The 21,417-nt window shown below is 68.2% G+C and carries 19 protein-coding genes; 7 read left to right on the forward strand and 12 right to left on the reverse strand.

The annotated features are described in order from the left end of the window. Positions 1-29: 29 nt before the first annotated feature. The 3 genes from QH196_RS29205 to mqo form a co-directional block, all read right to left on the reverse strand. Positions 30-2,066 carry a VWA domain-containing protein gene (locus tag QH196_RS29205; protein WP_280419091.1) on the reverse strand — a complete coding sequence of 679 codons (2,037 nt, stop codon included), beginning with the start codon at positions 2,064-2,066 and terminating at the stop codon, positions 30-32. Between the two features lie 213 nt (positions 2,067-2,279). Next, complete coding sequence (locus QH196_RS29210) at positions 2,280-2,729, reverse strand: GNAT family N-acetyltransferase (protein ID WP_033241405.1); 450 nt, start codon at positions 2,727-2,729, stop codon at positions 2,280-2,282. Positions 2,730-2,863: 134 nt separating this feature from the next. Then, on the reverse strand, positions 2,864-4,324 hold the full coding sequence (gene mqo / locus QH196_RS29215; RefSeq protein ID WP_432279573.1) for a malate dehydrogenase (quinone): 1,461 nt from the start codon (positions 4,322-4,324) through the stop codon (positions 2,864-2,866). Between the two features lie 907 nt (positions 4,325-5,231). Here mqo and QH196_RS29220 point away from each other — a divergent pair. Then, positions 5,232-6,299 carry an alpha/beta hydrolase gene (locus QH196_RS29220; RefSeq protein WP_280419069.1) on the forward strand — a complete coding sequence of 356 codons (1,068 nt, stop codon included), beginning with the start codon at positions 5,232-5,234 and terminating at the stop codon, positions 6,297-6,299. A gap of 25 nt (positions 6,300-6,324) precedes the next feature. Here QH196_RS29220 and QH196_RS29225 read toward each other — a convergent pair whose 3' ends face one another. The 5 genes from QH196_RS29225 to QH196_RS29245 all read right to left on the reverse strand — a co-directional run bounded on the left by QH196_RS29225 (position 6,325) and on the right by QH196_RS29245 (position 10,868). Next, the gene (locus tag QH196_RS29225) at positions 6,325-6,888 is read right to left on the reverse strand and encodes an alpha/beta hydrolase (RefSeq protein WP_280419070.1); all 564 of its coding nucleotides are present in this window, start codon (positions 6,886-6,888) and stop codon (positions 6,325-6,327) included. 111 nt (positions 6,889-6,999) lie between these two features. Next, positions 7,000-8,634: a cobyric acid synthase gene (locus QH196_RS29230; protein WP_280419071.1), complete on the reverse strand. Its 1,635-nt coding sequence runs from the start codon at positions 8,632-8,634 to the stop codon at positions 7,000-7,002. Further along, on the reverse strand, positions 8,631-9,494 hold the full coding sequence (gene map, locus QH196_RS29235) for a type I methionyl aminopeptidase (protein WP_280419072.1): 864 nt from the start codon (positions 9,492-9,494) through the stop codon (positions 8,631-8,633). Before map ends, QH196_RS29230 begins: the two co-directional genes overlap by 4 nt. Positions 9,495-9,575: 81 nt before the next feature. Then, positions 9,576-10,343 (reverse strand): GntR family transcriptional regulator, encoded by a 768-nt coding sequence (locus QH196_RS29240; RefSeq protein WP_280419073.1) that lies wholly within the window; start codon positions 10,341-10,343, stop codon positions 9,576-9,578. 165 nt (positions 10,344-10,508) lie between these two features. Next, positions 10,509-10,868, reverse strand: coding sequence for a DUF4254 domain-containing protein (locus QH196_RS29245; protein ID WP_280419092.1), 360 nt, complete (start codon positions 10,866-10,868; stop codon positions 10,509-10,511). Positions 10,869-11,670: 802 nt separating this feature from the next. Here QH196_RS29245 and QH196_RS29250 point away from each other — a divergent pair. From QH196_RS29250 to QH196_RS29270, 5 genes are all read left to right on the forward strand, one after another. Then, positions 11,671-12,531 carry a helix-turn-helix domain-containing protein gene (locus QH196_RS29250; RefSeq protein WP_280419074.1) on the forward strand — a complete coding sequence of 287 codons (861 nt, stop codon included), beginning with the start codon at positions 11,671-11,673 and terminating at the stop codon, positions 12,529-12,531. 117 nt (positions 12,532-12,648) lie between these two features. After that, positions 12,649-14,034 carry an APC family permease gene (locus QH196_RS29255; RefSeq protein WP_280419075.1) on the forward strand — a complete coding sequence of 462 codons (1,386 nt, stop codon included), beginning with the start codon at positions 12,649-12,651 and terminating at the stop codon, positions 14,032-14,034. Between the two features lie 80 nt (positions 14,035-14,114). Further along, positions 14,115-14,642: a hypothetical protein gene (locus QH196_RS29260; RefSeq protein WP_280419076.1), complete on the forward strand. Its 528-nt coding sequence runs from the start codon at positions 14,115-14,117 to the stop codon at positions 14,640-14,642. A gap of 84 nt (positions 14,643-14,726) precedes the next feature. Continuing rightward, the gene (locus QH196_RS29265) at positions 14,727-15,224 is read left to right on the forward strand and encodes a peroxynitrite isomerase (RefSeq protein ID WP_280419077.1); all 498 of its coding nucleotides are present in this window, start codon (positions 14,727-14,729) and stop codon (positions 15,222-15,224) included. A gap of 214 nt (positions 15,225-15,438) precedes the next feature. Beyond that, a complete protein-coding gene (locus QH196_RS29270) occupies positions 15,439-15,651 on the forward strand; it encodes a hypothetical protein (RefSeq protein ID WP_280419078.1) in 213 nt (70 codons plus the stop codon). Between the two features lie 19 nt (positions 15,652-15,670). Here QH196_RS29270 and QH196_RS29275 read toward each other — a convergent pair whose 3' ends face one another. The 4 genes from QH196_RS29275 to QH196_RS29290 all read right to left on the reverse strand — a co-directional run bounded on the left by QH196_RS29275 (position 15,671) and on the right by QH196_RS29290 (position 20,123). Continuing rightward, positions 15,671-17,458, reverse strand: a complete 1,788-nt coding sequence (locus tag QH196_RS29275) for a penicillin-binding transpeptidase domain-containing protein (protein WP_280419079.1) — start codon at positions 17,456-17,458, stop codon at positions 15,671-15,673. A gap of 86 nt (positions 17,459-17,544) precedes the next feature. Continuing rightward, the gene (locus tag QH196_RS29280; RefSeq protein ID WP_280419080.1) at positions 17,545-18,408 is read right to left on the reverse strand and encodes a GNAT family N-acetyltransferase; all 864 of its coding nucleotides are present in this window, start codon (positions 18,406-18,408) and stop codon (positions 17,545-17,547) included. Between the two features lie 124 nt (positions 18,409-18,532). Beyond that, a complete protein-coding gene (gene ispG / locus QH196_RS29285; protein WP_280419081.1) occupies positions 18,533-19,690 on the reverse strand; it encodes a flavodoxin-dependent (E)-4-hydroxy-3-methylbut-2-enyl-diphosphate synthase in 1,158 nt (385 codons plus the stop codon). A 169-nt stretch (positions 19,691-19,859) separates the two neighbouring features. Next, entirely contained in the window at positions 19,860-20,123 is a 264-nt protein-coding gene (locus tag QH196_RS29290; RefSeq protein WP_280419082.1) for a DUF2631 domain-containing protein, read from the reverse strand. A gap of 95 nt (positions 20,124-20,218) precedes the next feature. Here QH196_RS29290 and dxr point away from each other — a divergent pair, with 95 nt between their 5' ends. Continuing rightward, on the forward strand, positions 20,219-21,358 hold the full coding sequence (dxr, locus tag QH196_RS29295) for a 1-deoxy-D-xylulose-5-phosphate reductoisomerase (RefSeq protein WP_280419083.1): 1,140 nt from the start codon (positions 20,219-20,221) through the stop codon (positions 21,356-21,358). Positions 21,359-21,417: the final 59 nt, after the last annotated feature.

Raw genomic sequence — 21,417 nt, forward strand, 5'->3', positions numbered from 1 at the left:
CGGTTTTCGCAGTGGCTGGGCGGTAGCGGTCACGCCGCCCGGGCGCCGTTCCCGGACGCACCCGCCCGGACTGTATCGGCGACGGCCGAACCGGTGAGCTCGCTCAACCGGACAACGGTGCCGCGCAATACCGCCGCCAATTCGGCCGCCAGACCGAGCCGCACCATGCCGCGTTCGCAGTCGATGACGATCGAGGCGATACCGTCGCGCGCCAGCCGGGCCGCGCTCGCCCGGGCCCGCGGTACCGGGTCGGTTCCGCCGGTGGCGCGGCCGTCGGTGAGCAGTACCAGCATCGGCCGGCGGCGCGGATCGCGTACACGTTCCCGGCGCACCACTTCGTGGGCTTTCCGCAGTCCCGCGGCGAGCGGGGTTTTCCCGCCGGTACGCAGGCCGGCGAGGCGGCGTACCGCGATATCGGTCGACGAGGTCGGGGGCAGGACGAGTTCGGCAACGCTACCCCGCACCGCGATCACCGCGACCTTGTCGCGCCGCTGGTAGGCGTCGCGCAGCAGGGTGACGACCGCACCGGTCACCGCCGACAGCCGGTCTCGGGCGGCCATGGAACCGGAGGTGTCCACCACGAACACCACCAGATTGCCTTCCCGTCCTTCTCGATAGGCGCCGCGCAGGTCGGGGGCGGCCAGCCGCAACGGTCCGGTCCGGCGACCGCGCGCCCACTGTTGCGGCGCCGCGGCCTGCAGTGTGCCGAGCAGATGCAGGCCGCCGGTGAGATCGGCGAGCGTATTGACGACGCGGCCCTGCCGGGTGCGGGCGCGGGAGCGACGCCCGGGGGCGCCTTCCCCCAGCCCGGGAACTTCCCAGCGCGGTGGCCGGACCGCGGCCGCGACCGGGGTGGAGGCCTGTCCGCTACCCGCCGAGCTACCCGGTTTCCCTGGGTCCTCGCCGGATTCGGCCGTCGGCTGTCCGCCGCCCGGGCCGTCGGGATCGTCGTCCGGCTGCCCCGCACCGCCACCGGGACCGTCCGGGTCGTCGTCGGGCCGCTCTCCGGCGCCGGGGCCGTCGCCCGGCGACCCGGTATCCGATTCGCCGCGCTGCTCCTCAGGGGATTCGGGCCGGTCGGCCTGGTCCGCGGCGTCATTCATCGCCTCGTCCAGCTGTTCGGGTGTGATCCCCGGTTCGTCGAACGGATCCCGGCGGCGCCGATGCGGTAGCGCCAATTCGGCCGCGATCCGCACATCGTCCGCGGTGACGGCATCGCGCCCGCACCAGGCGGCGTGGGCGGTGGCAGTGCGGGCGACCACCAGGTCCCCGCGCATCCCGTCCACGTCGAAGGAGGCGCAGACGGCGGCGATCCGGCGCAGTTCCACATCGTCGAGGGCGGTGCCGGGCAGCCGGTCGCGGGCGGTGAGGATCCGGTCGGCGATCTCGGCGTCCGCGGGCGCGTAGGCGGCGGCGAAACCGGCCGGGTCGGCCTCGTAGTCCAAGCGGCGCCGCACCACGGCCATCCGGACGTCCACGTCACGGGAGGCGGTCACATCGACGGTGAGACCGAAGCGGTCGAGCAGCTGCGGACGCAGCTCGCCCTCCTCCGGGTTCATGGTGCCGACCAGCACGAACCGGGCCGGATGCGAATGGGAGACCCCGTCGCGTTCGATATGCACCCGGCCCATCGCCGCCGCATCGAGCAGCACGTCGACCAGGTGATCGTGCAGCAGGTTGACCTCGTCCACGTACAGCACGCCGTGATGGGCCGCGGCCAGCAGACCGGGCCGGAACGCCTGTTCGCCGTCGCGCAGCACGCGTTCCAGATCGAGCGATCCCACCACCCGGTCCTCGGTGGCGCCCACCGGTAGTTCCACCAGCCGCGCCGGCCGCGCACCCGATTCGTCCACCACCGGCGGCAGCAACCGCGCCAGCGCGCGTACCACCGTCGATTTCGCGGTCCCCTTCTCGCCGCGCACCAGCACACCGCCGATTCCCGGATGCACCGCACACAAGATCAGCGCGAGCTGCAACTGTTCCTGGCCGATCACGGCGGAGAACGGGAAGCCGGCCTCACTCTCCCCGCCGGCAGCGGTACGAGTGCGGTGTGCGGGCCGGGCGATTTCGGTAGAGGACACGGCCCCACTCTAAATCGTGCCGGATCACACCTGGGCCTCCCCTACCCGGGCTCTGCGGGTACCGACGGCCGGCACCGCCCGGTCGGTGGCTGGTTCCGCCCACCTCTCTCCGGAAGGCGCCTCCCGGGTGTAGCGAGCCCACCGGACACGGCACGTTCCCGACGCCCCAGCGTTACGGCGGGCACGGCGCAATCCGGACTACCCGCGGCGCATCGGTACGTGCGCGACACCGTCCTCGATGAACTCCTCACCCGCGACCTCGAAACCGTGTTTGGTGTACAGGTCGATCAGGTAGGTCTGCGCGTTCAACCGGACCGTATGCGAACCGGTCTCGGCGAGCGCGGCCTGCAGCAGCCGGGTGGTGTACCCGTGCCCGCGGGCCTCCACGGCCGTGCACAGACGTCCGATCCGGAAGGATTTCACTCCGTCGTCGTGCTCCTCGAGCAGCCGCAGGGTCGCGATGACCTCGCCCTCGTCGTCCAGCCACAGGTGCCGGGTCTCCGGCAGCAGGTCCTGGCCGTCCAGCTCCGGGTACGCGCATTTCTGCTCGACGACGAACACTTCGACACGCAGCTTCAGCAGCTCGTACAGGGTGGCGGTATCGAGATCCTGCGCCCATGACCGTCGGAGTGCAACCGTTGACATCATCGCGCCTTGCTATCACACCTCGGCGCGAGATGCACGCGAATGCCCCCGGGCGGACGAATCCGGCAGACAGCCGAACACGAAAAGCCCACGGGACCGTGTCCCGTGGGCCGTGCCGAACGCTCGTGCGGACCCGGTCAGGCTCCGGCGGGCAGCACCGCGTGCGCCCCGGTGCCGGTGAGCTGCAGAGCTTTCCCGGTCCAGTCCCAGACCTCCCCGAACAGCGCCTGATTCTCGGAGAGCTTGACGCCGAGCGAGGGGACCATTTCCTTCAGCTTGGGCGTCCAGGACGCGTACTCGGTCGGGAAACACCGCTCGAGCACGTCCAGCATCGCGGTCACGCAGGTCGAGGCACCCGGCGAGGCGCCCAGCAGACCCGCGATGGTCCCGTCCTGGGCGGCGATCACGGCGGTGCCGAGTTCGAGCACACCGCCGGCGCCCTTACGCCGGATCGTCTGCACCCGCTGCCCGGCGGTGATGAGCTCCCAATCGCGGCCCTCGGCGCGCGGGATGAATTCCTCCATCGTGTACACCCGGCCCGCCTGCGATTTCATCAGCTCGGTGACCAGGTACTTCACCAGGCCCAGCTCGGTGACACCGACCCCCAGCATCGGGGCCAGGTTGCCCGGTTTGATGGATTTGAACAGGTCGGCATTGCTGCCGTCCTTCAGGAACTTCGGGGTCCAGCCGGCGTAGGGGCCGAACAGCAGGCCGGGCTTGCCGTTGATGACGCGGGTGTCCAGGTGCGGAACCGACATCGGCGGTGCGCCGACGGCGGCCTTCCCGTACACCTTCGCCTCGTGTTGGCCGACCAGTTCGGGATTGGTGCAGCGCAGGAACTGGCCCGACACCGGAAATCCGGCGAACCCGCTGATTTCCTTGATCCCCGACTTCTGCAGCAGCGGTAACGCCCCGCCACCCGCACCGACGAAGACGAACTTGCTGATCAGGGTGCGGCGGCGACCGGTGCGGGTATTGCGCACCGTCACCTTCCAGCTGCCGTCGCGCTGTTTGCTCAGATTCCGGACCTCGTTACCGAACGCGATCTCCCCGCCGGTGGCGCCGATATGGGCCAGCAGCTCCTTGGTCAGCGAACCGAAGTTGATATCGGTGCCGCTGTCGGTCCAGTTGAGGGCGATCGGATCGGAGAAATCGCGTCCCCGGGCCATCAACGGCAGCCGGCGGGCGAACTCGTCGGGGCTGTCGATGTACTCCATCCCGGCGAACAGCGGATGCCGGGCCAGCGCCTCGTAGCGTTTGCGCAGGTATTCGACGTCGGCGGCGCCGTGGACGAAACTCACGTGCGGGATGGGGTTGATGAACCGGGACGGGTCGCCGAGGATTCCGTTCTCAACCGCGTAGGCCCAGAACTGCCGCGATACCTGGAACCGCTCGTTGATATCGACGGCCTTGCCGATATCGACCGAGCCGTCCGGTTTCTGCGGGCTGTAGTTGAGCTCGCACAGCGCGGAATGCCCGGTGCCGGCGTTGTTCCACGGGTCGCTGCTCTCGGCCGCGGCGGCATCCAGCCGTTCGAACACCGTGATCGACCAGTCCGGCTGCAGCTGACGCAGCAGCGCGCCGAGGGTGGCGCTCATGATGCCGGCACCGATGAGGACTACATCGGTCTTTTCAGTCTGGGCAACGTTCGGCACGGGTGTTCGACTTCCTTGTCCTGGTGCGCGGGGCACACATTCCCGACCGGGATGTGGTCCGCTGGGGCACGGGCGCATATGCAGTTGTTCACGGACGGCGACGAGTCTGTTCGGGCGCGGCCGAATGTAGGTTACCCGCCGTTCACTACTGCTAATTGTGCACCTCGACACGCGCGGAATCCGCAGCCAGGGCGGCGATTGTGACCTAGATTCCTCTCTCCCGGCGCCCCGAGCGGCGCGGTCGCCGGAAGCCAGTGGCGCAATTAACACCGTCGCGCACAACCATTCGCGGGCCCGCACGGCCGGGAACGAACGCCGAGGTACGCCGGTCCCTGGCCGGGTGCTGCCGCGGACCCGACGCCACCGACCGGACTGCCACCGACCGAACTCATCGCCGCGGCCGGCCGGCGCGAACAGGCGATACGCCGAGTCCGGAGCGGCACCGCGGCGAACCGGACACCGCCACGTTCGACACGCGCAACCGGAGCAGAGCGAAACACGGGAGAGCCGCCGGCCCGCGGCCGTGCGGCATTGCGGCGAAACGCCGGCACGCCACGCGTAGAGCCGGAGCGACGCCGAGCCCGAGCGGGGCGCACCCTCGGACCAGTACCGGTACACCGCCGCGGCGCGGCCGGAAGTACTCCGCGACCGGACCGACCAGCCGTGGAGGCCGGGCCGCGCGGATACATCCGGCTCCACGAATCGGAGATATCCGGGCACGAGGTACCGATGGGTCTCGGGCTGCTCCGGGCCGGTGCGATCGTCGTGATCACGGACGGCGCGGGGGCGGAATGCCGGATAACGACGCGCAGGACCGGAGCGGCGGCGGAGGTGCGCCTAGATTGGAGCCGTGACGAACGAAACCCCGGCCGCCGGCAGTACGCTGGGACCGGCCGAAACCTGGCAGCCGGATGTACTCGGTGACGGGTACGAATACCGCACATTGGACTTGGGGACCGACCCCGACGGCGAAGGCGAGATCGTCGCCACCCTGGTCCGCCATCTCCCCGATTCCGGCGCCACCGGCACGGTCGATTCCAGCGCCACCGGCACGGCCGCGGCTGTCCTGTACCTGCACGGGTTCACCGACTACTTCTTCCAGCGGCATGTGGCCGAACATCTGACCGCGCGCGGTCATCGGTTCTACGCGCTGGATCTGCGCAAATGCGGCCGCTCGCTGCGCGCGAACCAGACCCCGCACTTCATCGGCGACCTCGCGCTCTACGACCGCGAACTCAACGAATCGCTCCGTCTGATCGCCGCGGAAACACAGGGCGAGGTGCTGGTCATGGGACATTCGACCGGCGGCCTGGTGGCATCGCTGTGGCTGGATCGGCTGCAGCGCGCGGGTGGCACGGCGGCGGCCGGAATCAGCGGGCTGGTCCTGAACAGTCCGTGGTTCGATCTGCAGGGACCGGCGTATGTGCGCACCGTCGGCACACAGCTGATCAATACGGTGGGCCGGTTCCGGGCGAAGTCGGCACTGCCGCTGAGCAAATCCAGTGCCTACGGTGACAGCCTGCACCACAGCGTCGCCGGCGAATGGGACTACGACCTGGATTGGAAGCCGCGGCAGGGTTTCCCGGTGCGGGCCGGCTGGCTGCGTGCGATCCGCCTGGGCCAGGCGCGGCTGCACCGCGGCCTCGATATCGGTGTGCCCGCGCTGCTGTTGCGGTCCAAACTCACGCAGTTCGCCCGCGAATACGGACCCGCCGTCGACGTCGCCGACGCGGTCCTGGATGTGGCCCAGATTCAACGCTGGGCCGGCTGCCTGGGTGATCGCACCACCATCGTCCCGATCGACGGGGCCCGTCACGATGTCTTCCTGTCCGCCGAAGAGCCGCGCACGGAGGCTTTCCGGGAACTCGACAGCTGGCTGGACTGGCTCGCAACCCACCGCCCGGGTACATCCGCCTAACTGCCGTACCGCCGCAGGCCGGGCGTCACCACATACTGGTGCGCAACACGATCTCGGTGGCGAATTCCTGGTCCGCTTCGTCGGCCACATTGTCGACATCGAGATCGACCACCCGGAACTCGCCGTACACGTGACGCCCGGAGCTGTCGGCGACCGAACGCGGTAGCCCTTTGGTCACCAGGACGGTGGTCGGCAGTTCGACGGCCGGGCACCCGGCCTCCAGCACCTCGCCGGATTCATCGGGGACGGCCGGATGCCCGCGATCGGCAACGATCAGGCTCACGAACCGCCCGAACCCCTTCGCGCAGACCTGCCACGCCACACTGGCGCCCGCCCCCCGTCCTGCGACATTCGCCCAGGGCACCCCGAGATCGTCCAGGACCGCGTAGACGCCGGTGAGGTCCAGGCCGGTGACGGTTTCGAACACGATGGTCCGCAGATCGGAACTGTGCAACCGGGCGCATACCCGGTCATAGACCTCCGGCGGATCGCCGGAGTCGGGGAACAGCAGCACACTGTGCTGGGTCACCGGACCGTCCACCCGCACCGTCCAGTCCCGGTCACCGACCGCGATGCGCCGAGATTCCATGACGCTTGACGCTACACCGCCGACCGGCGCCGTTGGAGTACTCCCCGTAAAGAGCGCGAGGATCGTAACGCGTGACCGCATAGCGACCTCGGGCCGTACACCGCCCCGCGATCAGCCGATTCGCGAAAGTGCGCCCACTGCGGATTCGACGACCGGCAGGTCGGCGGGCACTCCCTCGGCCAGGAGTCGCTCCAGCCGGGAGATGTCCAGGTTTTCGGCGACGAGGTCGGCGAGGAGGTCGAGCTGGGCGGCCCGTACCGCGGCCACCCGTGTCCCGCGGGCGACGGTGAAACCGGTCCGTCCGGCCGCCCGCGCGACCTGGGTCAGCCAGGTCCGGCGGAATTCGTCGGATTCGAGGAGACCGTGCAGATGTGTGCCCCATACGGCCCCGCGCACGGCGCCCTCGGCCGACGGCTCGGCGGCGGCCGCATCGGTGAGCTCGTCGCCCGCGCCGGGGGCGGTCCGGCCGGTGACGTGCAGCCACGGTGTCTCGGCGGTACGCCGGATCCGGCCGTGATGGATCTCATAACCGCTCGCCACGACCCCCGCCGTACCCGCCGGCTCCCCACCCCGCGGCATCGGCGCACCCACGGCAGCGGTCCGGCACAACACCTTCTCGGGCGCGAACTCGACGTCCATATCCAGCAGCCCCAGTCCGTCGACGGCACCGGCCCCGGATTCCACCGGATCGAGAATGCGGTGCCCGAGCATCTGATAGCCGCCGCAGATCCCGAGTACCGGGCGGCCGGCGGCCGCACGCCGCCGCAGCTCCTCGGCGATCCCGGTGCGCCGCAACCAGTCCAGGTCATCGACGGTGGCTTTGCTCCCGGGGACGACCACCAGATCGGCGGCCACGAGCTGGGACACTTCGGTCACCCAGCGGACCGCGACCCCCGGTTCGCAGGCCAGTGCCTCCACATCCGTCGAGTTGGAGATCCGCGGCAGCCGCACCGCGGCCACGCTGAGCCATTCACCGCCGACAGCCGGCCCGGGACGACCGATCTGCGCCCCGGAGACACTGCCCAGCGAATCCTCGGCATCGAGCCAGAGATCGTCCCGGTACGGCAGCACACCGAGCGTGGGCCGGCCGGTCAGGGCCGCCAACTGGTCCAGACCGGGCCGTAGCAGATCCACGTCGCCGCGGAACTTGTTGATCACGAATCCGGCGATCAGCCGCTGATCCTCGGGTTCGAGGACGGCCAGGGTGCCGAACAGATGCGCCAGCACCCCGCCGCGGTCGATATCGCCGATCACCAGCACCGGCAGTTCGGCCGCCCGCGCCAGACCCATATTCGCCAGATCGGTGGCCCGCAGATTGATCTCGGCGGGCGATCCCGCTCCTTCGCAGATCACCACATCGAATTCCGCCCGCAGCGCCGCGAGCTCGGCGGCCACCACCGCCCGCAGCCGGGTGCGATGGGTGATGTAGTCCGCGGCGCTCACGGTATCGGTGGCCCGGCCGCGCACCACCAGTTGCGATCGCCGGTCGCTTCCGGGTTTCAGCAGCACCGGATTGAATCGCACACTCGGTTCGAGCCCGCAGGCCTGCGCCTGCAGCGCCTGGGCCCGGCCGATCTCGCCGCCGTCCAGGGTGACGACGGAATTGTTCGACATGTTCTGGGCTTTGAACGGCGCCACCCGCACCCCGCGGCGGCGCAGCATCCGGCAGATCCCGGCGACCAGCACGCTCTTACCGGCGTCGGAGGTGGTCCCGGCGACCAGCAGCGCCCCGCCGGGGGCGCTCACGGCAGCGTCAGGATTTCGGTCCCGGTATCGGTGACGACCAGTGTGTGCTCGAACTGCGCCGTCCACTTACGGTCCTTGGTGACCACGGTCCAGCCGTCGTCCCAGATGTCGTAGTCGATACCGCCCAGGTTGATCATCGGTTCGATGGTGAAGGTCATCCCGGGCTCGATGACGGAGTCGACGGCGGGCTGGTCGTAGTGCAGGATCACCAGGCCGCTGTGGAAGGTAGGCCCGACCCCGTGCCCGGTGAAATCGCGCACCACGCCGTAGCCGAAACGGTTGGCGTAGGACTCGATCACCCGGCCGATCACATTGAGCGCCCGGCCCGGACGCACCGCCTTGATCGCCCGCATGGTGGCCTCTTCGGTGCGCTCCACCAGGAGCTTCACCTCTTCGTCCACATCACCGGCGAGGAAGGTCGCATTGGTATCGCCGTGCACCCCGTGGATGTAGGCGGTGACATCGATATTGACGATATCGCCGTCCTCGACCACGGTGCTGTCCGGGATTCCGTGGCAGATCACCTCGTTGAGCGAGGTGCAGCACGATTTGGGGAACCCCTTGTAACCGAGGGTGGAGGGGTAGGCCCCGTGATCGCACATGTATTCGTGCGCGATCCGGTCCAGCTCGTCGGTGGTGACCCCCGGCGCGACCGCTTTACCGGCCTCGGCCAGGGCCTGCGCCGCGATCTTGCCGGCGATCCGCATCTTCTCGATGGTCTCGGGCGTCTGCACCCACGGTTCGGAGCCTTCGCGGGCCGTTTCCTTCCACACGTACTCCGGGCGTTCGATGGCGCGGGGAACCTCGCGTATCGGGGTGGGGGTTCCGGGGAGCAGCGGCTGACGGGTACGCACGGACATGGTTCAAGAGTAGTCGGCGCCGGCCGGCGGGTCGCCGGGAACGTTCCCCCGGCCGCATACCGCCGCCGCAGGAGCCTCCGCTCAGCGGGTCCGGCCGCCCGTACGGACCTCGAAGGCGACCCGGTCACCGCGGTACAGCGCGGCCACCCGTTCGATCGGCCGGCCCTGGGTGTCGATACCGCGCCGGACCACCCGGAACAACGGCACCGCCGGCCGGCACCGGAGCAGCCCGGCCTCCCGGGGCGCGGCGAGGACGGTTTCGATCCGCTCGGTGGCGCCCGCGTATTCCACGCCCGAATCGCCGATGGTCGTCGCGAGCGAACTCAGCGGGTCGAATGCCGCGCGCAGCCAGCCGAACCGGTCCAGCGACAGATCGATACGTTCCAGCGCGATCGGGTCGCCGTCGGCGAAGAGCAGCCGTTCGAGGGTCATGATGGGTGTATGCGGCGCCAGTTCGAGATCACGTGCGACCTCGGCGTCGGCGATACCGTCCTCCCAGGACAGCAACCGGCGCACCACTCCGGCGGCCTCTTCCCCGGCGGATTCGGGGGCCAGCGGCCGGACGACCTTCGGCCGGGCCAGTACCGTGCCACGGCCCTGCCTGCGGATACGGCCTTCGACGGCGAGGTCGCGCAGGGCGTGCCGGACGGTTTCGCGCGCGACCCCGAACCGGCCCGCCAGTTCGCGTTCGGCGGGCACCCGGTCGCCGGGGCGTAGCTCGTCGAGCATCGTGTCGATTTCGGCGCGTACCCGATAGACCTTCGACAGTGCTACGCCGCTGGGCGTCCGCACCTGGGTACGGAGGTCTTCCGGCGCCGATACGGTTGCGACGCCATCCGTGTGAATCATGGCAGAACCTACCTCCAATTGACCTACACCACCCGGGTAACCGAGTATTCGCCACCGACTCACCGTTGGGTCTAGGCCATTCGACATTTCGCGGGGGTTCCCGGACCCACCGCAAGGGGTTTCGCGTTCATCGGACTGGACAGCCGGGCGGTCCGCTGCGCCCCGCTACTGGACCGGTAGCCGGCGGCGGCCACCGGCCACCTCGGCGATCAAATCCGTGTACCCGTCCACGAGTTCGGCCAGGTGGTACCAGTGCCGGTGGGTGCGGTCACTGCGGACACCGTCGGCTTCGATGGCCTGATTCGCCGCGACCCAGCTGTGTGCCATGCGATCGATCACCGCACCCAGACTTTCGGTGTGCAGCGAGGCGCCGTGGCGGTGCTGCGGCATCTTGCGGACGATCCAGTCGTTGATATCGTTCACGAGTTCGCTTCGGCGGCCGTCTATTTCGGCTATCTCCGCCAGATCCCGGACATGCGCCCGGCGCTTGTGCAGTTCGACGAGCGCAGTTGCGAAACGTAGCAGCACCCGGTCCTGGGCCCGCCGCCCTTGAAAGGCGCACAGCAACTGTGGCGCTGTCGGCAGGGTCCCCAGCGTGGGCGCACTCATCTGCACCCCTCGGACTCACCCGGCACCATCACACTCTGTACCAACATGATCGACTCTCGATTCGGTAATCCCGGACATCGGATCGTTGTTCACAACAAGGCTAGCTGGATCATGCTCTTACAGATGCAAGAACACAAGACTTCGGTATGCAATGTTGCGAACAGCGTTGTGCGCAAGCCTAACGATCCTCTTCGCGGAAGCTCACCGCGGTCCCACCGAAAACGCTTACCCGCCAAGCTCGTTCCCGCCGGCGGCCCGAATCCCCGCCGCGCCGAACGATACCCGCCGACACCGCATCACCAGTCGGGACAACGCGTTACGCGACCACATCGCAACCGTGCCGAGACCTATCCGCACGACACTCCCGGCACCATACGCATCCCTATGGTGCCCGCATGCAGGCGCCCGGCCGTGGCGACCACCGACAAGGCCCCCACGAAGCCCGCGCTGTCCCAGACCGTTCCGCGCATACACAGTCCGGCGTTGCGGAGCCGCGCGGAGACAGCGCCACACCCACCTATGAAAGATTGCCACGCATTTGCCATCTCCGCCGGAAGTTGTCTGTTCTCGAAAGCTTCCGCCGGCAGGTACCGCCCGTACGACACTGCCGATCACCTCGGTTCCGGCCGCTCGTTATGGTGGCAGCACCACAGGGCATGCGGCCGTCGCGAACCGGGGCCACCGCCCATCGGATATGGCACTGGTCGAAAGGGATGACATGGCAGGCAAACGCACCGTCCTCACGGCGGGGTTGCGCCGGCTCTCGGTGCTGTTGCTGGAGATGCGCGAAGACGCCGAGCTCAGCAAGGAAGAGGTCAGCGCCCGCACCGGGATCAACGTGACCACCCTGTACCGGATCGAAACCGCCCAGGCCCGCCCGCAGCGCCGCACGCTGATGACGATGCTGGACCTCTACGGTATCGACGCGGAGCGGCGCCAGGATGCACTGGAACTACTCTCCGACGCACAGAAGCCGGGAATGTCGCGGCCGTACGAGGCCAGCCTCTCGGAGGTCTATGCCGCGTACATCAATTTCGAATCGGTGGCGCTGTCTGCCCGGCACTACCAGACCTCGTTCATTCCCGGACTGCTGCAGACCGAGCAGTACGCCACGGCGGTGATCGACACCTACATGCCGAAACTGGAGGCCTCCGACCTGGAACGCCGGGCGCGGGCCCGGATGGACCGGGCGGCGGTGCTGGCCAAGGACGAACCACTCGAACTGTGGGTCGTGCTGGACGAGGCCGCCATCCGCCGCGTCGTCGGCGGCCCGGAGGTCATGAGCGGCCAGTTACGGCGCCTGTGCGAGGCGACCAAACGCAAAAACGTGATCCTGCAGATCCTGCCGTTCGACGCGGGCGCACACCCGGGTATGGCCGGATCCTTCACGATCCTCGACTTCCCGGACCCCAGCGACCCCGAATTGGTCTATGTCGAGCGCATTTCCGGTGACGAACTGATCGAAGGCCATTCCGAGATCCGCCGCTTCGGTGTCATGTTCGACCAACTGCGCGCGATGGCATTGAGCCCCCGGGATTCCGCGGTGATGATCGCCGAGGCCGCCGAATCCATGAGCTGAGGCGGACATTTCGCGCGATTCGGCGCGGTACGGGCATCGCGGGCCCGCTGAACGGGTATACAAGGCGCATCTGTCCGATCACCGGTACACACCGGTCACTGCGGGAGCGAGGCGACCTTGTCAGACGTCACCGCCCGGACCGATCCGGAGCAGCCCGAACTGAAGCGCGTCATCGGCCCGTGGCTGCTGTTGCTGTTCATCGTGGGCGATATTCTCGGCACCGGTATCTACGCCCTGACCGGCCGGGTGGCCGGCGAGGTCGGCGGCGCGGTCTGGGTACCGTTCCTGGTCGCCTTCGGGGTCGCCATGATCACCGGATTCAGCTACCTGGAACTGGTCACCAAGTATCCGCAGGCCGCGGGCGCCGCGCTGTACACACACAAGGCGTTCGGCATCCATTTCCTCACCTTCATGGTGACCTTCGCCGTGATGAGTTCCGGTATCACCTCGGCGGCCACCGCGGCCAAGGCATTCGCGGCGAATTTCGCCGAGGCCTTCGAGTTCGACGGCGCGAACGGTCTGGTCCTCACTCTGATCGCGCTCGCCTTCATGGCTCTGGTCGCGGCGATCAACCTGCGCGGGGTCGGCGAGAGCGTGAAAGCGAACGTTCTGCTCACCTGTGTGGAGCTCTCGGGGCTACTGATCGTGATCTGTATCGGACTGTGGGCGCTGGGTTTCGGCAACGGCGACTTCGGGCGGATCGTCGAATTCGACACCGGTGACCGCTCCGCATTCGGTGGCGTGATCGCCGCGACGACCCTGGCCTTCTACGCCATGGTCGGATTCGAGGATTCGGTGAATATGGCCGAGGAGACCAAGGAGCCGAGCCGGATCTTTCCCAAGATCCTGCTCACCGGCCTGTTGATCACCGGAGCCATCTACGTCGTGGTGTCGATCACCGCGGTGGCCCTCGTACCGCCGGACAAACTCTCCGAAGGCGATACGCCGCTGCTGCAGGTAGTGGAGATCGGTGCCCCCGGATTCCCCACCCAGATCTTCGCCTTCATCACCATGTTCGCGGTCGCCAATTCGGCGCTCATCAACATGCTGATGGCCAGCCGCTTGCTCTACGGTATGGCCAAGCACAAGGTCGTCCCCCGCTCGCTGGGCCGGGTGCATCCGAGCCGCCGCACCCCGTACATCGCGATCATCTTCACCACCCTGGTGGCGCTCGGGCTGCTGTTGTTCGTCGGCGAGGTACCCGAACTCGGCGGCACCACCGCACTGCTGTTGCTGGTGGTCTTCACCATCGTCAATGTCGCCGTCCTGGTGCTGCGCCGCGACCGGGTCGGCCACGAGCATTTCCGCACCCCGACACCGCTACCGGTGCTCGGCGCGGTGTGCTGCGCCTATCTGGCCACACCGTTCACCGATCGCAACCCGCAGCAGTACCTGATCGCCGGGATTCTACTGGCGGTGGGTGTGCTGCTGTGGGCACTGACGGCGTTGTGGAACAAACCGCACAACGTGAAACCACTGGGGCCCGAGGTCGATATCCGGTAGCCTCGGCCGACGGGCGGGGCAACAGAAGCCGGAAATCGCTGAAGTGACGAGCGCGCGTGCGATCGGTAACGTATTCGCCGATGACAAGCATGGACGCCAGATTCGGCGATGCGGCTGGGTCGGTGCCCCTCCCCAGCCCGTGGGATCTCAACACCTACCTCGCCGAAGTGGCCGCGTATCGCAAGCGGCCGATCTCATTGCAGCCGGCGCATCGCTCGGCGCTGGCCGAACTGGGGTGCAACGGCAACGGGCTGTGGATCGCGCGTAAACACGACGACATCATCGTCTACGACGCTTCGGCGTCCGGCCGCAACGCCGACCATATCGTGCTGCATGCCATCGGCCATATGCTGCTCGGTCACGGCGGCCCGGGCTCCGAGGACGCCGATATCACCCGGATCTCGATCGGCGCCCTCAACCCGGCGTTGCTGGACGCGCTGGCGACCATCGCCCCGGGGTCGATCACCCAGATCCTGGGCCGCGACGATTTCGGCGACGACCGGGAACGGGAGGCCGGTGTTTTCGCCGAGATGACCATGGTCTACGCGGCCCTGCCGAGGCGCCGCACCCGCTCGTTGTGGCCCTTCGGCCGCCGCAAGAACAAGTAACTGCCCCCGGAAACGTCCCGGCGGCGCGCGGAGGAGCGGATCGGATGTATCCGATCGACCGGTGAGGGTCTATTCTTGTGCGCCGTGGCCGAACCGCAGACACCCGCCGCCCCGCATCCCGCCATCGCGCCGCTGGCCGGCCTCCTCGGGACCTGGCGCGGCGCCGGGCAGGGTGACTACCCCACCATCGAGCCGTTCGGCTATCTCGAAGAGATCACCTTCGGTCATCTCGGCCGCCCCTTCCTGACCTACCGGCAGCGCACCCGGCACGCCGACGACAACCGCCCCTTGCATGTGGAGACCGGCTACCTGCGCTGCCCGGGCCCGGACCGGGTGGAACTCATCCTGTCCCACCCCACGGGGATCACCGAGATCTGCGAGGGCAAACTCACCCTGGCCGACGCGGAGATCCGCCTGGAGCTCGAGTCCACCGCGATCGGCCTGAGCAGTACCGCCAAAACGGTGACCGCACTCAGCCGGACCATTCATATGCACGGCGAGGTTATCGACTACACCTTGCAGATGGGCGCCGTGGGCCTCCCTCTACAGGATCATCTCGCCGCGAGTTTACAGAAGATCTGAACTGGGCATAACGAAAACGTCACGGATTTCCGGGCGCGGGTCACGATTTGCCCATCGCCAATTTTCTGCAGCTTTCCATCTTGTCTCGATGCGTGATCCCGGCTTAGGTTGACCTGAGCAGCAAACCTTCAGAAAACTCTTATGCGGGGCTCGGTCGCCCAGGTGCCACCCGAGCTCGCCAGCAGTCGAACCTCTGAATCGGAGGGAGCCGGATATGAAGCGTTCCACCGTTGCTCTCATCACCGCCGGACTGATTCTCGGCGGCACCGGGGTGGTCGAAATCCTCGGCACCGATACCGCCGCGTCGGCCCCGGTCTCCGACCGGGCCGTTTCGGTTGTCGCGCCCGCACGGGTCAGCGATCCGGTGGATACCGATACCGGTCATCGTTATGCCACCGGCACCGGCACTGTCGCGACCGGCCCGTGATCGGGTCACGGCCACGTAGTCAGTAGCCGTCGGGAAGAGCCGTCAGCATCTCGCGCGTCACCGCGACGGCGTTATCGGAACTACCACCCTTGACCAGCAACGTCGCGAAGGCGAGGTCGCCCCGATAGCCGACGAACCAGGAATGTGAACCGCCGGCCACCTCCGCCTCACCGGTTTTGCCGAACACCGCCCCCTGGTCGGCGATCCGGTTGGCAGTTCCGGTCAGGACCACCTCCCGCATCATCGCCCGCAGGCCACGCACGACCGCCGGATCCGGTACCGGTCGCGGCCCGTCGACGACGGTCTCGCGACCGCCTATCAGATACGGGGTCGGCGCGCTGCCGTGGGCAATCGCCGCGGCCAGCATCGCCATACCGAAGGGGCTGACCACAACCCGGCCCTGCCCGATTCCGTCCTCGGTGCGCTGTGTGCGGTCTTCGGAAACGGGTACCGAACCGGAATAGGTCGGCAAACCGGGAATCACGTAATCCGGGCCGACACCGAAAGTGGCCGCCGCCTCCGAAAGCGCGGCGGCCGGCAATTGGCTGGCCAATTTCGCGAACGACGTATTACAGGAACGCGCATAGGCGGTCGACAATGCGACGTTCCCGACCGTGAAACCGTTGTAATTCGGAATCAGGCGCTCGCCGATCGTGATTGCGCTCGGGCACGCGACGACGGTGTCCGGCGTAGCCAGGCCACCGGAGATCGCGGCGGCGGCGGTCACCGTTTTGAATACCGACCCGGGCGGATACTGGCCGATGGTCGCCACCGGGCCGTCACGGTCGGCGGCGGCGTTCTGCGCAACAGCGAGGATGCCACCGGTGGACGGTTCGATCACCACCATCATCGTCTGTTCCCGGCGGCCGTCGACCGCCCGCTGCGCGGCGTTCTGCACCTGCCGATCCACGCTCAAGGTGAACGACGGCACCGGCTGCGCCGCCACCTCGTGCAGCACGCCGGTTTCCGCACCACCCTCGTTCCGGGCGACCACGCGCCAGCCGGCCCGGCCGTGCACATCGTCGATCACGGCCTGCCGGACCTGTGCCATCAGATCGGGAGCGAACTTCCGGTCGGCCGGGGTCAGATCCCACTCCTGGGTGACCCGTACCCCGGGCAGGCCGATGAGCTGCGGCCCGGCCCGGGCGAACTCGGTGTCGTTCAGCACGATCACCGTGTAGACGCCGTCGGCGGCACGGGCGGAATCCAGGATGCGCTGCGGAGTCAGCCGGTCGTCGATATCGATCAGCGCCCGCGAAACCGCCGCCGCCACCTGCTGCGGTTCGTCGCTTTCGGCGGCATCGAAGGTCACCCGCGAAACCGTGCCCGGTATCAGCACATCACTACCGGACTGCTCGTTCACCCGGGCACCCGGCGCCTGACGTACCGACAATGCCATGGTCTGGGTATCGCCGAGCCGGGGGTGCACGGCAGAACCACTCCACCGCACCGTCCACCCGCCACCACTGCGCACCAGCGGCAGCTGCCCGGTATAGGACCAGCTGCGCCCACCGGCCAGCCGCCATTCGTAGGTGTAGTCGACGGTGGCGGTATCACCGGAGATCCGGGCCGCGCCGGACCGGGCACGCAGCTCCTCGGCCCCGAGTTCCTCCCAGACGGAGACGAGTGCGGGCCCGGCTTTCTCCGGACGGGTCGTGCGCGCGGCGGCTTCGTCGAGGTCGTGGGCCGCGAAGGCCGCCAGGAAACCGTCGGCCGCGGTGATCGGCCCCGAGGACCCCCCGAAGCAGGCGGTCGTGGCGAAAGCGAGCACCGCGACCGCGAATACGAGTACCGGACGGATCGTCATCGCGCCCGATCGTAGCGACCCCGGCCCGGTGTTCACTTGCGGCGCACCGGATCCTGCCGGACCCGGTCAGGCCGGATCGGACCCGCTCAGTCCAGCAGGACCGTGGCGAAGGTCGCGATCTGCCGGAACCCGACCGCCCGGTAGGCCCGCCGGGCGATCTCGTTGTAGTCGTTGACGTACAGGCTCGCCGTCCGCCCGGTGGCGACCACCGCATTCGCGACCGCCGCCGTTCCGGCAGTCCCCAGCCCCCGCCCGCGGTGCTCCGGATGGACCCACACACCCTGGATCTGCCCGGTACGCCGGGACATCGCCCCCACCTCGGCCTTATAGGCGACCTCGCCGTCGATGAACCGGGCCCAGGCCCGGCCGGCCTCGATCAGACCGGCCACCCGGCGCCGGTAACCGCGGCCGCCGTCACCGGCCCGCGGATCCACCCCCACCTCTTCGATGAACATGGCAATGGCGGCCGCCAGATAACGGTCCAGCTCGCCGGGACGCACCTGCCGGACCTCCGGGTCTGCGGCCGCGAGTGCGGTGCCGGTGAGCGCCAGCAGCGGCTGGTCGGCACGCAGCTCCCGCTCCGGGCCCCAGTGATCGGCGAGCATCTCCCACAGCGGTAGCGCGAGTTCCCGGCGGCCCACCACCGAAGAACACATTCGGGGCCAGCGCAGCGCGCGGTCGGCGAAGGCGCGAAGCGCCGCGCGGTCACCCCGCAACGGGATCAGGTTGACACCGGAGAAACACAGCGATTCGGCCGGTCCGCCGTGGCTCCACAATTCGCCCTGACCGTACCGGTTGTCCAGACCGTATTCCTGTAGCCGGGCGGCGACCATACAGGCCGCCACCGGATCCTCGTCGAGCACCCTGAGTACCTGTCCCAGGTCCCGCTCGGCGAGCTGACGCGCGGGAACGTATTTCGCGCCCCGGGCCGGCTCCAGCAGACTCCGCACCTAGTACAGCCTGCCATGAAGTGCGGCCACACGATACGGATATCCCGAAAGCGTGTACCGCGCCGGTACCACCGAGGCATCAGCTCTCGGCTCGCGGGGGCCGCGAGCCGAGAGCGCGGGCCGATCAGCCCACGCTGACGACCGGTTCACCGGTGCCGGCGTCCGCACCCATCTCCTCGGCAATCCGCATGGCTTCCTCGATGAGGGTTTCCACGATCTGCGCCTCGGGCACGGTCTTGATGACCTCACCCTTGACGAAGATCTGCCCCTTTCCGTTACCCGAGGCCACGCCCAGGTCGGCTTCCCGGGCCTCGCCGGGACCGTTGACCACACAGCCCATGACCGCGACCCGCAGCGGTACCTCCAGCCCGTCGAGTCCGGCAGTGACCTCGTTGGCCAGGGTGTACACGTCGACCTGCGCCCGCCCGCAGGACGGGCAGGACACGATCTCCAATTTGCGGGGGCGCAGGTTCAGCGATTGCAGGATCTGCCCGCCGACCTTGACCTCTTCGGCCGGCGGCGCGGACAGCGAGACCCGGATGGTATCGCCGATCCCTTCGCTCAGCAGCGCACCGAACGCTACAGCGGATTTCACGGTGCCCTGGAAGGCCGGGCCGGCCTCGGTGACGCCGAGATGCAGCGGATAGTCGCTCTGCGCCGCCAGCTGCCGGTAGGCCTCGACCATCACCACGGGATCGTTGTGTTTGACCGAGATCTTGATATCGCCGAAACCGTGCTCCTCGAACAGGCCCGCCTCCCACAGCGCCGACTCCACCAGCGCCTCCGGGGTGGCCTTGCCGTATTTGGCCATCATCCGCTTGTCGAGGGATCCGGCGTTCACACCGATCCGGATCGGGATACCCGCGTCCCCGGCCGCCTTGGCGACCTCTTTCACGCGCCCGTCGAATTCCTTGATATTGCCCGGGTTCACTCGCACGGCCGCACATCCCGCATCGATGGCAGCGAAGATATAGCGCGGCTGGAAATGGATATCGGCGATCACCGGGATCTGGGATTTCTTCGCGATGATGGGCAGTGCATCGGCATCTTCCTGCCGCGGGCACGCCACCCGCACGATATCGCAGCCCGATGCCGTGAGCTCGGCGATCTGCTGCAGGGTCGCATTCACATCGTGCGTTCTGGTCGTCGTCATCGACTGCACGGAGATCGGGTGGTCACTGCCCACGCCGACACCACCCACCATGAGCTGACGGGTCTTGCGCCGCGGCGCGAGCACCGCCACCGGTGCGGTCGGCATCCCCAATCCGACTGTGCTGGTCACTTTCGGCTGCCTACTTTCGTCCTGGTCCGGCCGGTCGGTGCCGAGTGTAGTCCCGCCACGGGGGCGCGCCGCCGAGACATGGACTACACCGGCAACCGGCACCGCAGCGTCACCGGGATGTCACCCCGGCGACACCCGGCACAGTCGGAGATATAGGCGAAACCGCAGTTCAGCGCGGTTTACGTCGATAGATCACGTCGTAGATGAGAATCCCGGCCAACGCGGCCGCGAACCCGACCAGGTACAGGTTCTCGACCCGGCCCGAATGATTGCCGATCAACATTCCGAGCAGTGCGATGATCACGACCACCGCGGCCACCCGGAAGGTTGTGCGCGATTCACCGCTCCAACCCCAGGCCGCCGACGGAACCTCAGCAGGGTCCACCGTGGTGACGTGCTGGTCAGTGGTGAGTTCGACGTCCGTGGCGGCCACGATCGCTCCTCCTCGAGAGAACGGATACTGCCCGTTATCGTGGCATACGACCGCCCGTCGTAGCCAGTAGGGGCGGGGTCGGTGACAATGGGCGGGTGTCAGATCTCCGCAGAGTTCTCCTGCTCGGCAGCACCGGCTCCATCGGAACCCAGGCGCTCGAGGTGATCGCCGCCAACCCCGGCAGATTCGAAATCGTCGGCCTGGCCGCGGGCGGCGGGAACACCGAACTGCTGGCCGCGCAGATGGCCGCCACCGGCACCACCAATGTGGCCGTCGCCGATCCGGCAGCCGCGGCCCGGCTGGGGGTGCCGTTCGCCGGCGCGAATGCGGCAACCGAACTCGTCCGCAGCACCGAGGCCGATGTCGTACTCAACGCGCTCGTCGGTTCGCTCGGCCTGGAACCCACCCTCGCGGCGCTGGAATCGGGGGCCACCCTGGCGCTGGCGAACAAGGAATCACTGGTGGCCGGCGGCTCACTGGTCACCCGGGCGGCCCGGCCCGGCCAGATCGTGCCGGTCGATTCGGAGCATTCCGCGCTGGCCCAGTGCCTGCGCGGCGGACGCGCCGAGGAAGTCGACACATTGGTTCTCACCGCCTCCGGTGGCCCGTTCCGGGGCTGGACCACCGAAATGCTGGACGGCGTGGACCCCGCCGCCGCGAAAACCCACCCCACCTGGTCCATGGGCCCGATGAACACATTGAACTCGGCCTCGCTGGTGAACAAGGGCCTGGAGTTGATCGAAACACATCTGCTGTTCGGGATTCCCTACGACCGTATCCAGGTCACCGTGCACCCGCAGTCGATCGTGCATTCCATGGTCACCTTCACCGACGGGTCCACGCTGGCCCAGGCCAGCCCGCCGGATATGAAGCTGCCCATCGCGCTGGCGCTGGGCTGGCCGGACCGGGTCCCCGGCGCGGCCACCCCGTGCGATTTCGGTACGGCCGCCACCTGGACGTTCGAACCCGTCGACGATGCAGTGTTCCCTGCCGTCGAACTGGCCCGGGAAGCCGGAACCGCCGGCGGTTGCGTCACCGCGGTGTACAACGCGGCCAACGAGGTCGCGGTACAGGCTTTTCTCGACGGGCGGATCCGGTTCCCGGATATCGTGCGCACCGTGGCCCGGGTCGTCCGCGACGCCGGACAGTGGCACGCCGAACCGGACGAACTCGCCGAAGTCCTGGCGGCCGACGAATGGGCCCGTGACCGTGCCCGCAGCCTGGTACACCCGTAATCCATGTCCCAGATGGTCGAGGCCCGGCACGCGGGCGGTTACTGTGGACACGTGCTCGC

Source organism: Nocardia carnea, assembly GCF_029868325.1.
GTDB lineage: Bacteria > Actinomycetota > Actinomycetes > Mycobacteriales > Mycobacteriaceae > Nocardia > Nocardia carnea_C.

Coding starts and splice junctions, on each gene's coding strand:
- QH196_RS29210 (WP_033241405.1), bottom strand. CDS start 2,729: ATGATGTCAACGGTTGCACTCCGACGGTCATGGGCGCAGGATCTCGAT.
- QH196_RS29240 (WP_280419073.1), bottom strand. CDS start 10,343: ATGATTCACACGGATGGCGTCGCAACCGTATCGGCGCCGGAAGACCTC.
- QH196_RS29225 (WP_280419070.1), bottom strand. CDS start 6,888: ATGGAATCTCGGCGCATCGCGGTCGGTGACCGGGACTGGACGGTGCGG.
- QH196_RS29260 (WP_280419076.1), top strand. CDS start 14,115: ATGACAAGCATGGACGCCAGATTCGGCGATGCGGCTGGGTCGGTGCCC.
- QH196_RS29275 (WP_280419079.1), bottom strand. CDS start 17,458: ATGACGATCCGTCCGGTACTCGTATTCGCGGTCGCGGTGCTCGCTTTC.
- QH196_RS29270 (WP_280419078.1), top strand. CDS start 15,439: ATGAAGCGTTCCACCGTTGCTCTCATCACCGCCGGACTGATTCTCGGC.
- mqo (WP_432279573.1), bottom strand. CDS start 4,324: ATGAGCGCCACCCTCGGCGCGCTGCTGCGTCAGCTGCAGCCGGACTGG.
- map (WP_280419072.1), bottom strand. CDS start 9,494: ATGTCCGTGCGTACCCGTCAGCCGCTGCTCCCCGGAACCCCCACCCCG.
- QH196_RS29250 (WP_280419074.1), top strand. CDS start 11,671: ATGGCAGGCAAACGCACCGTCCTCACGGCGGGGTTGCGCCGGCTCTCG.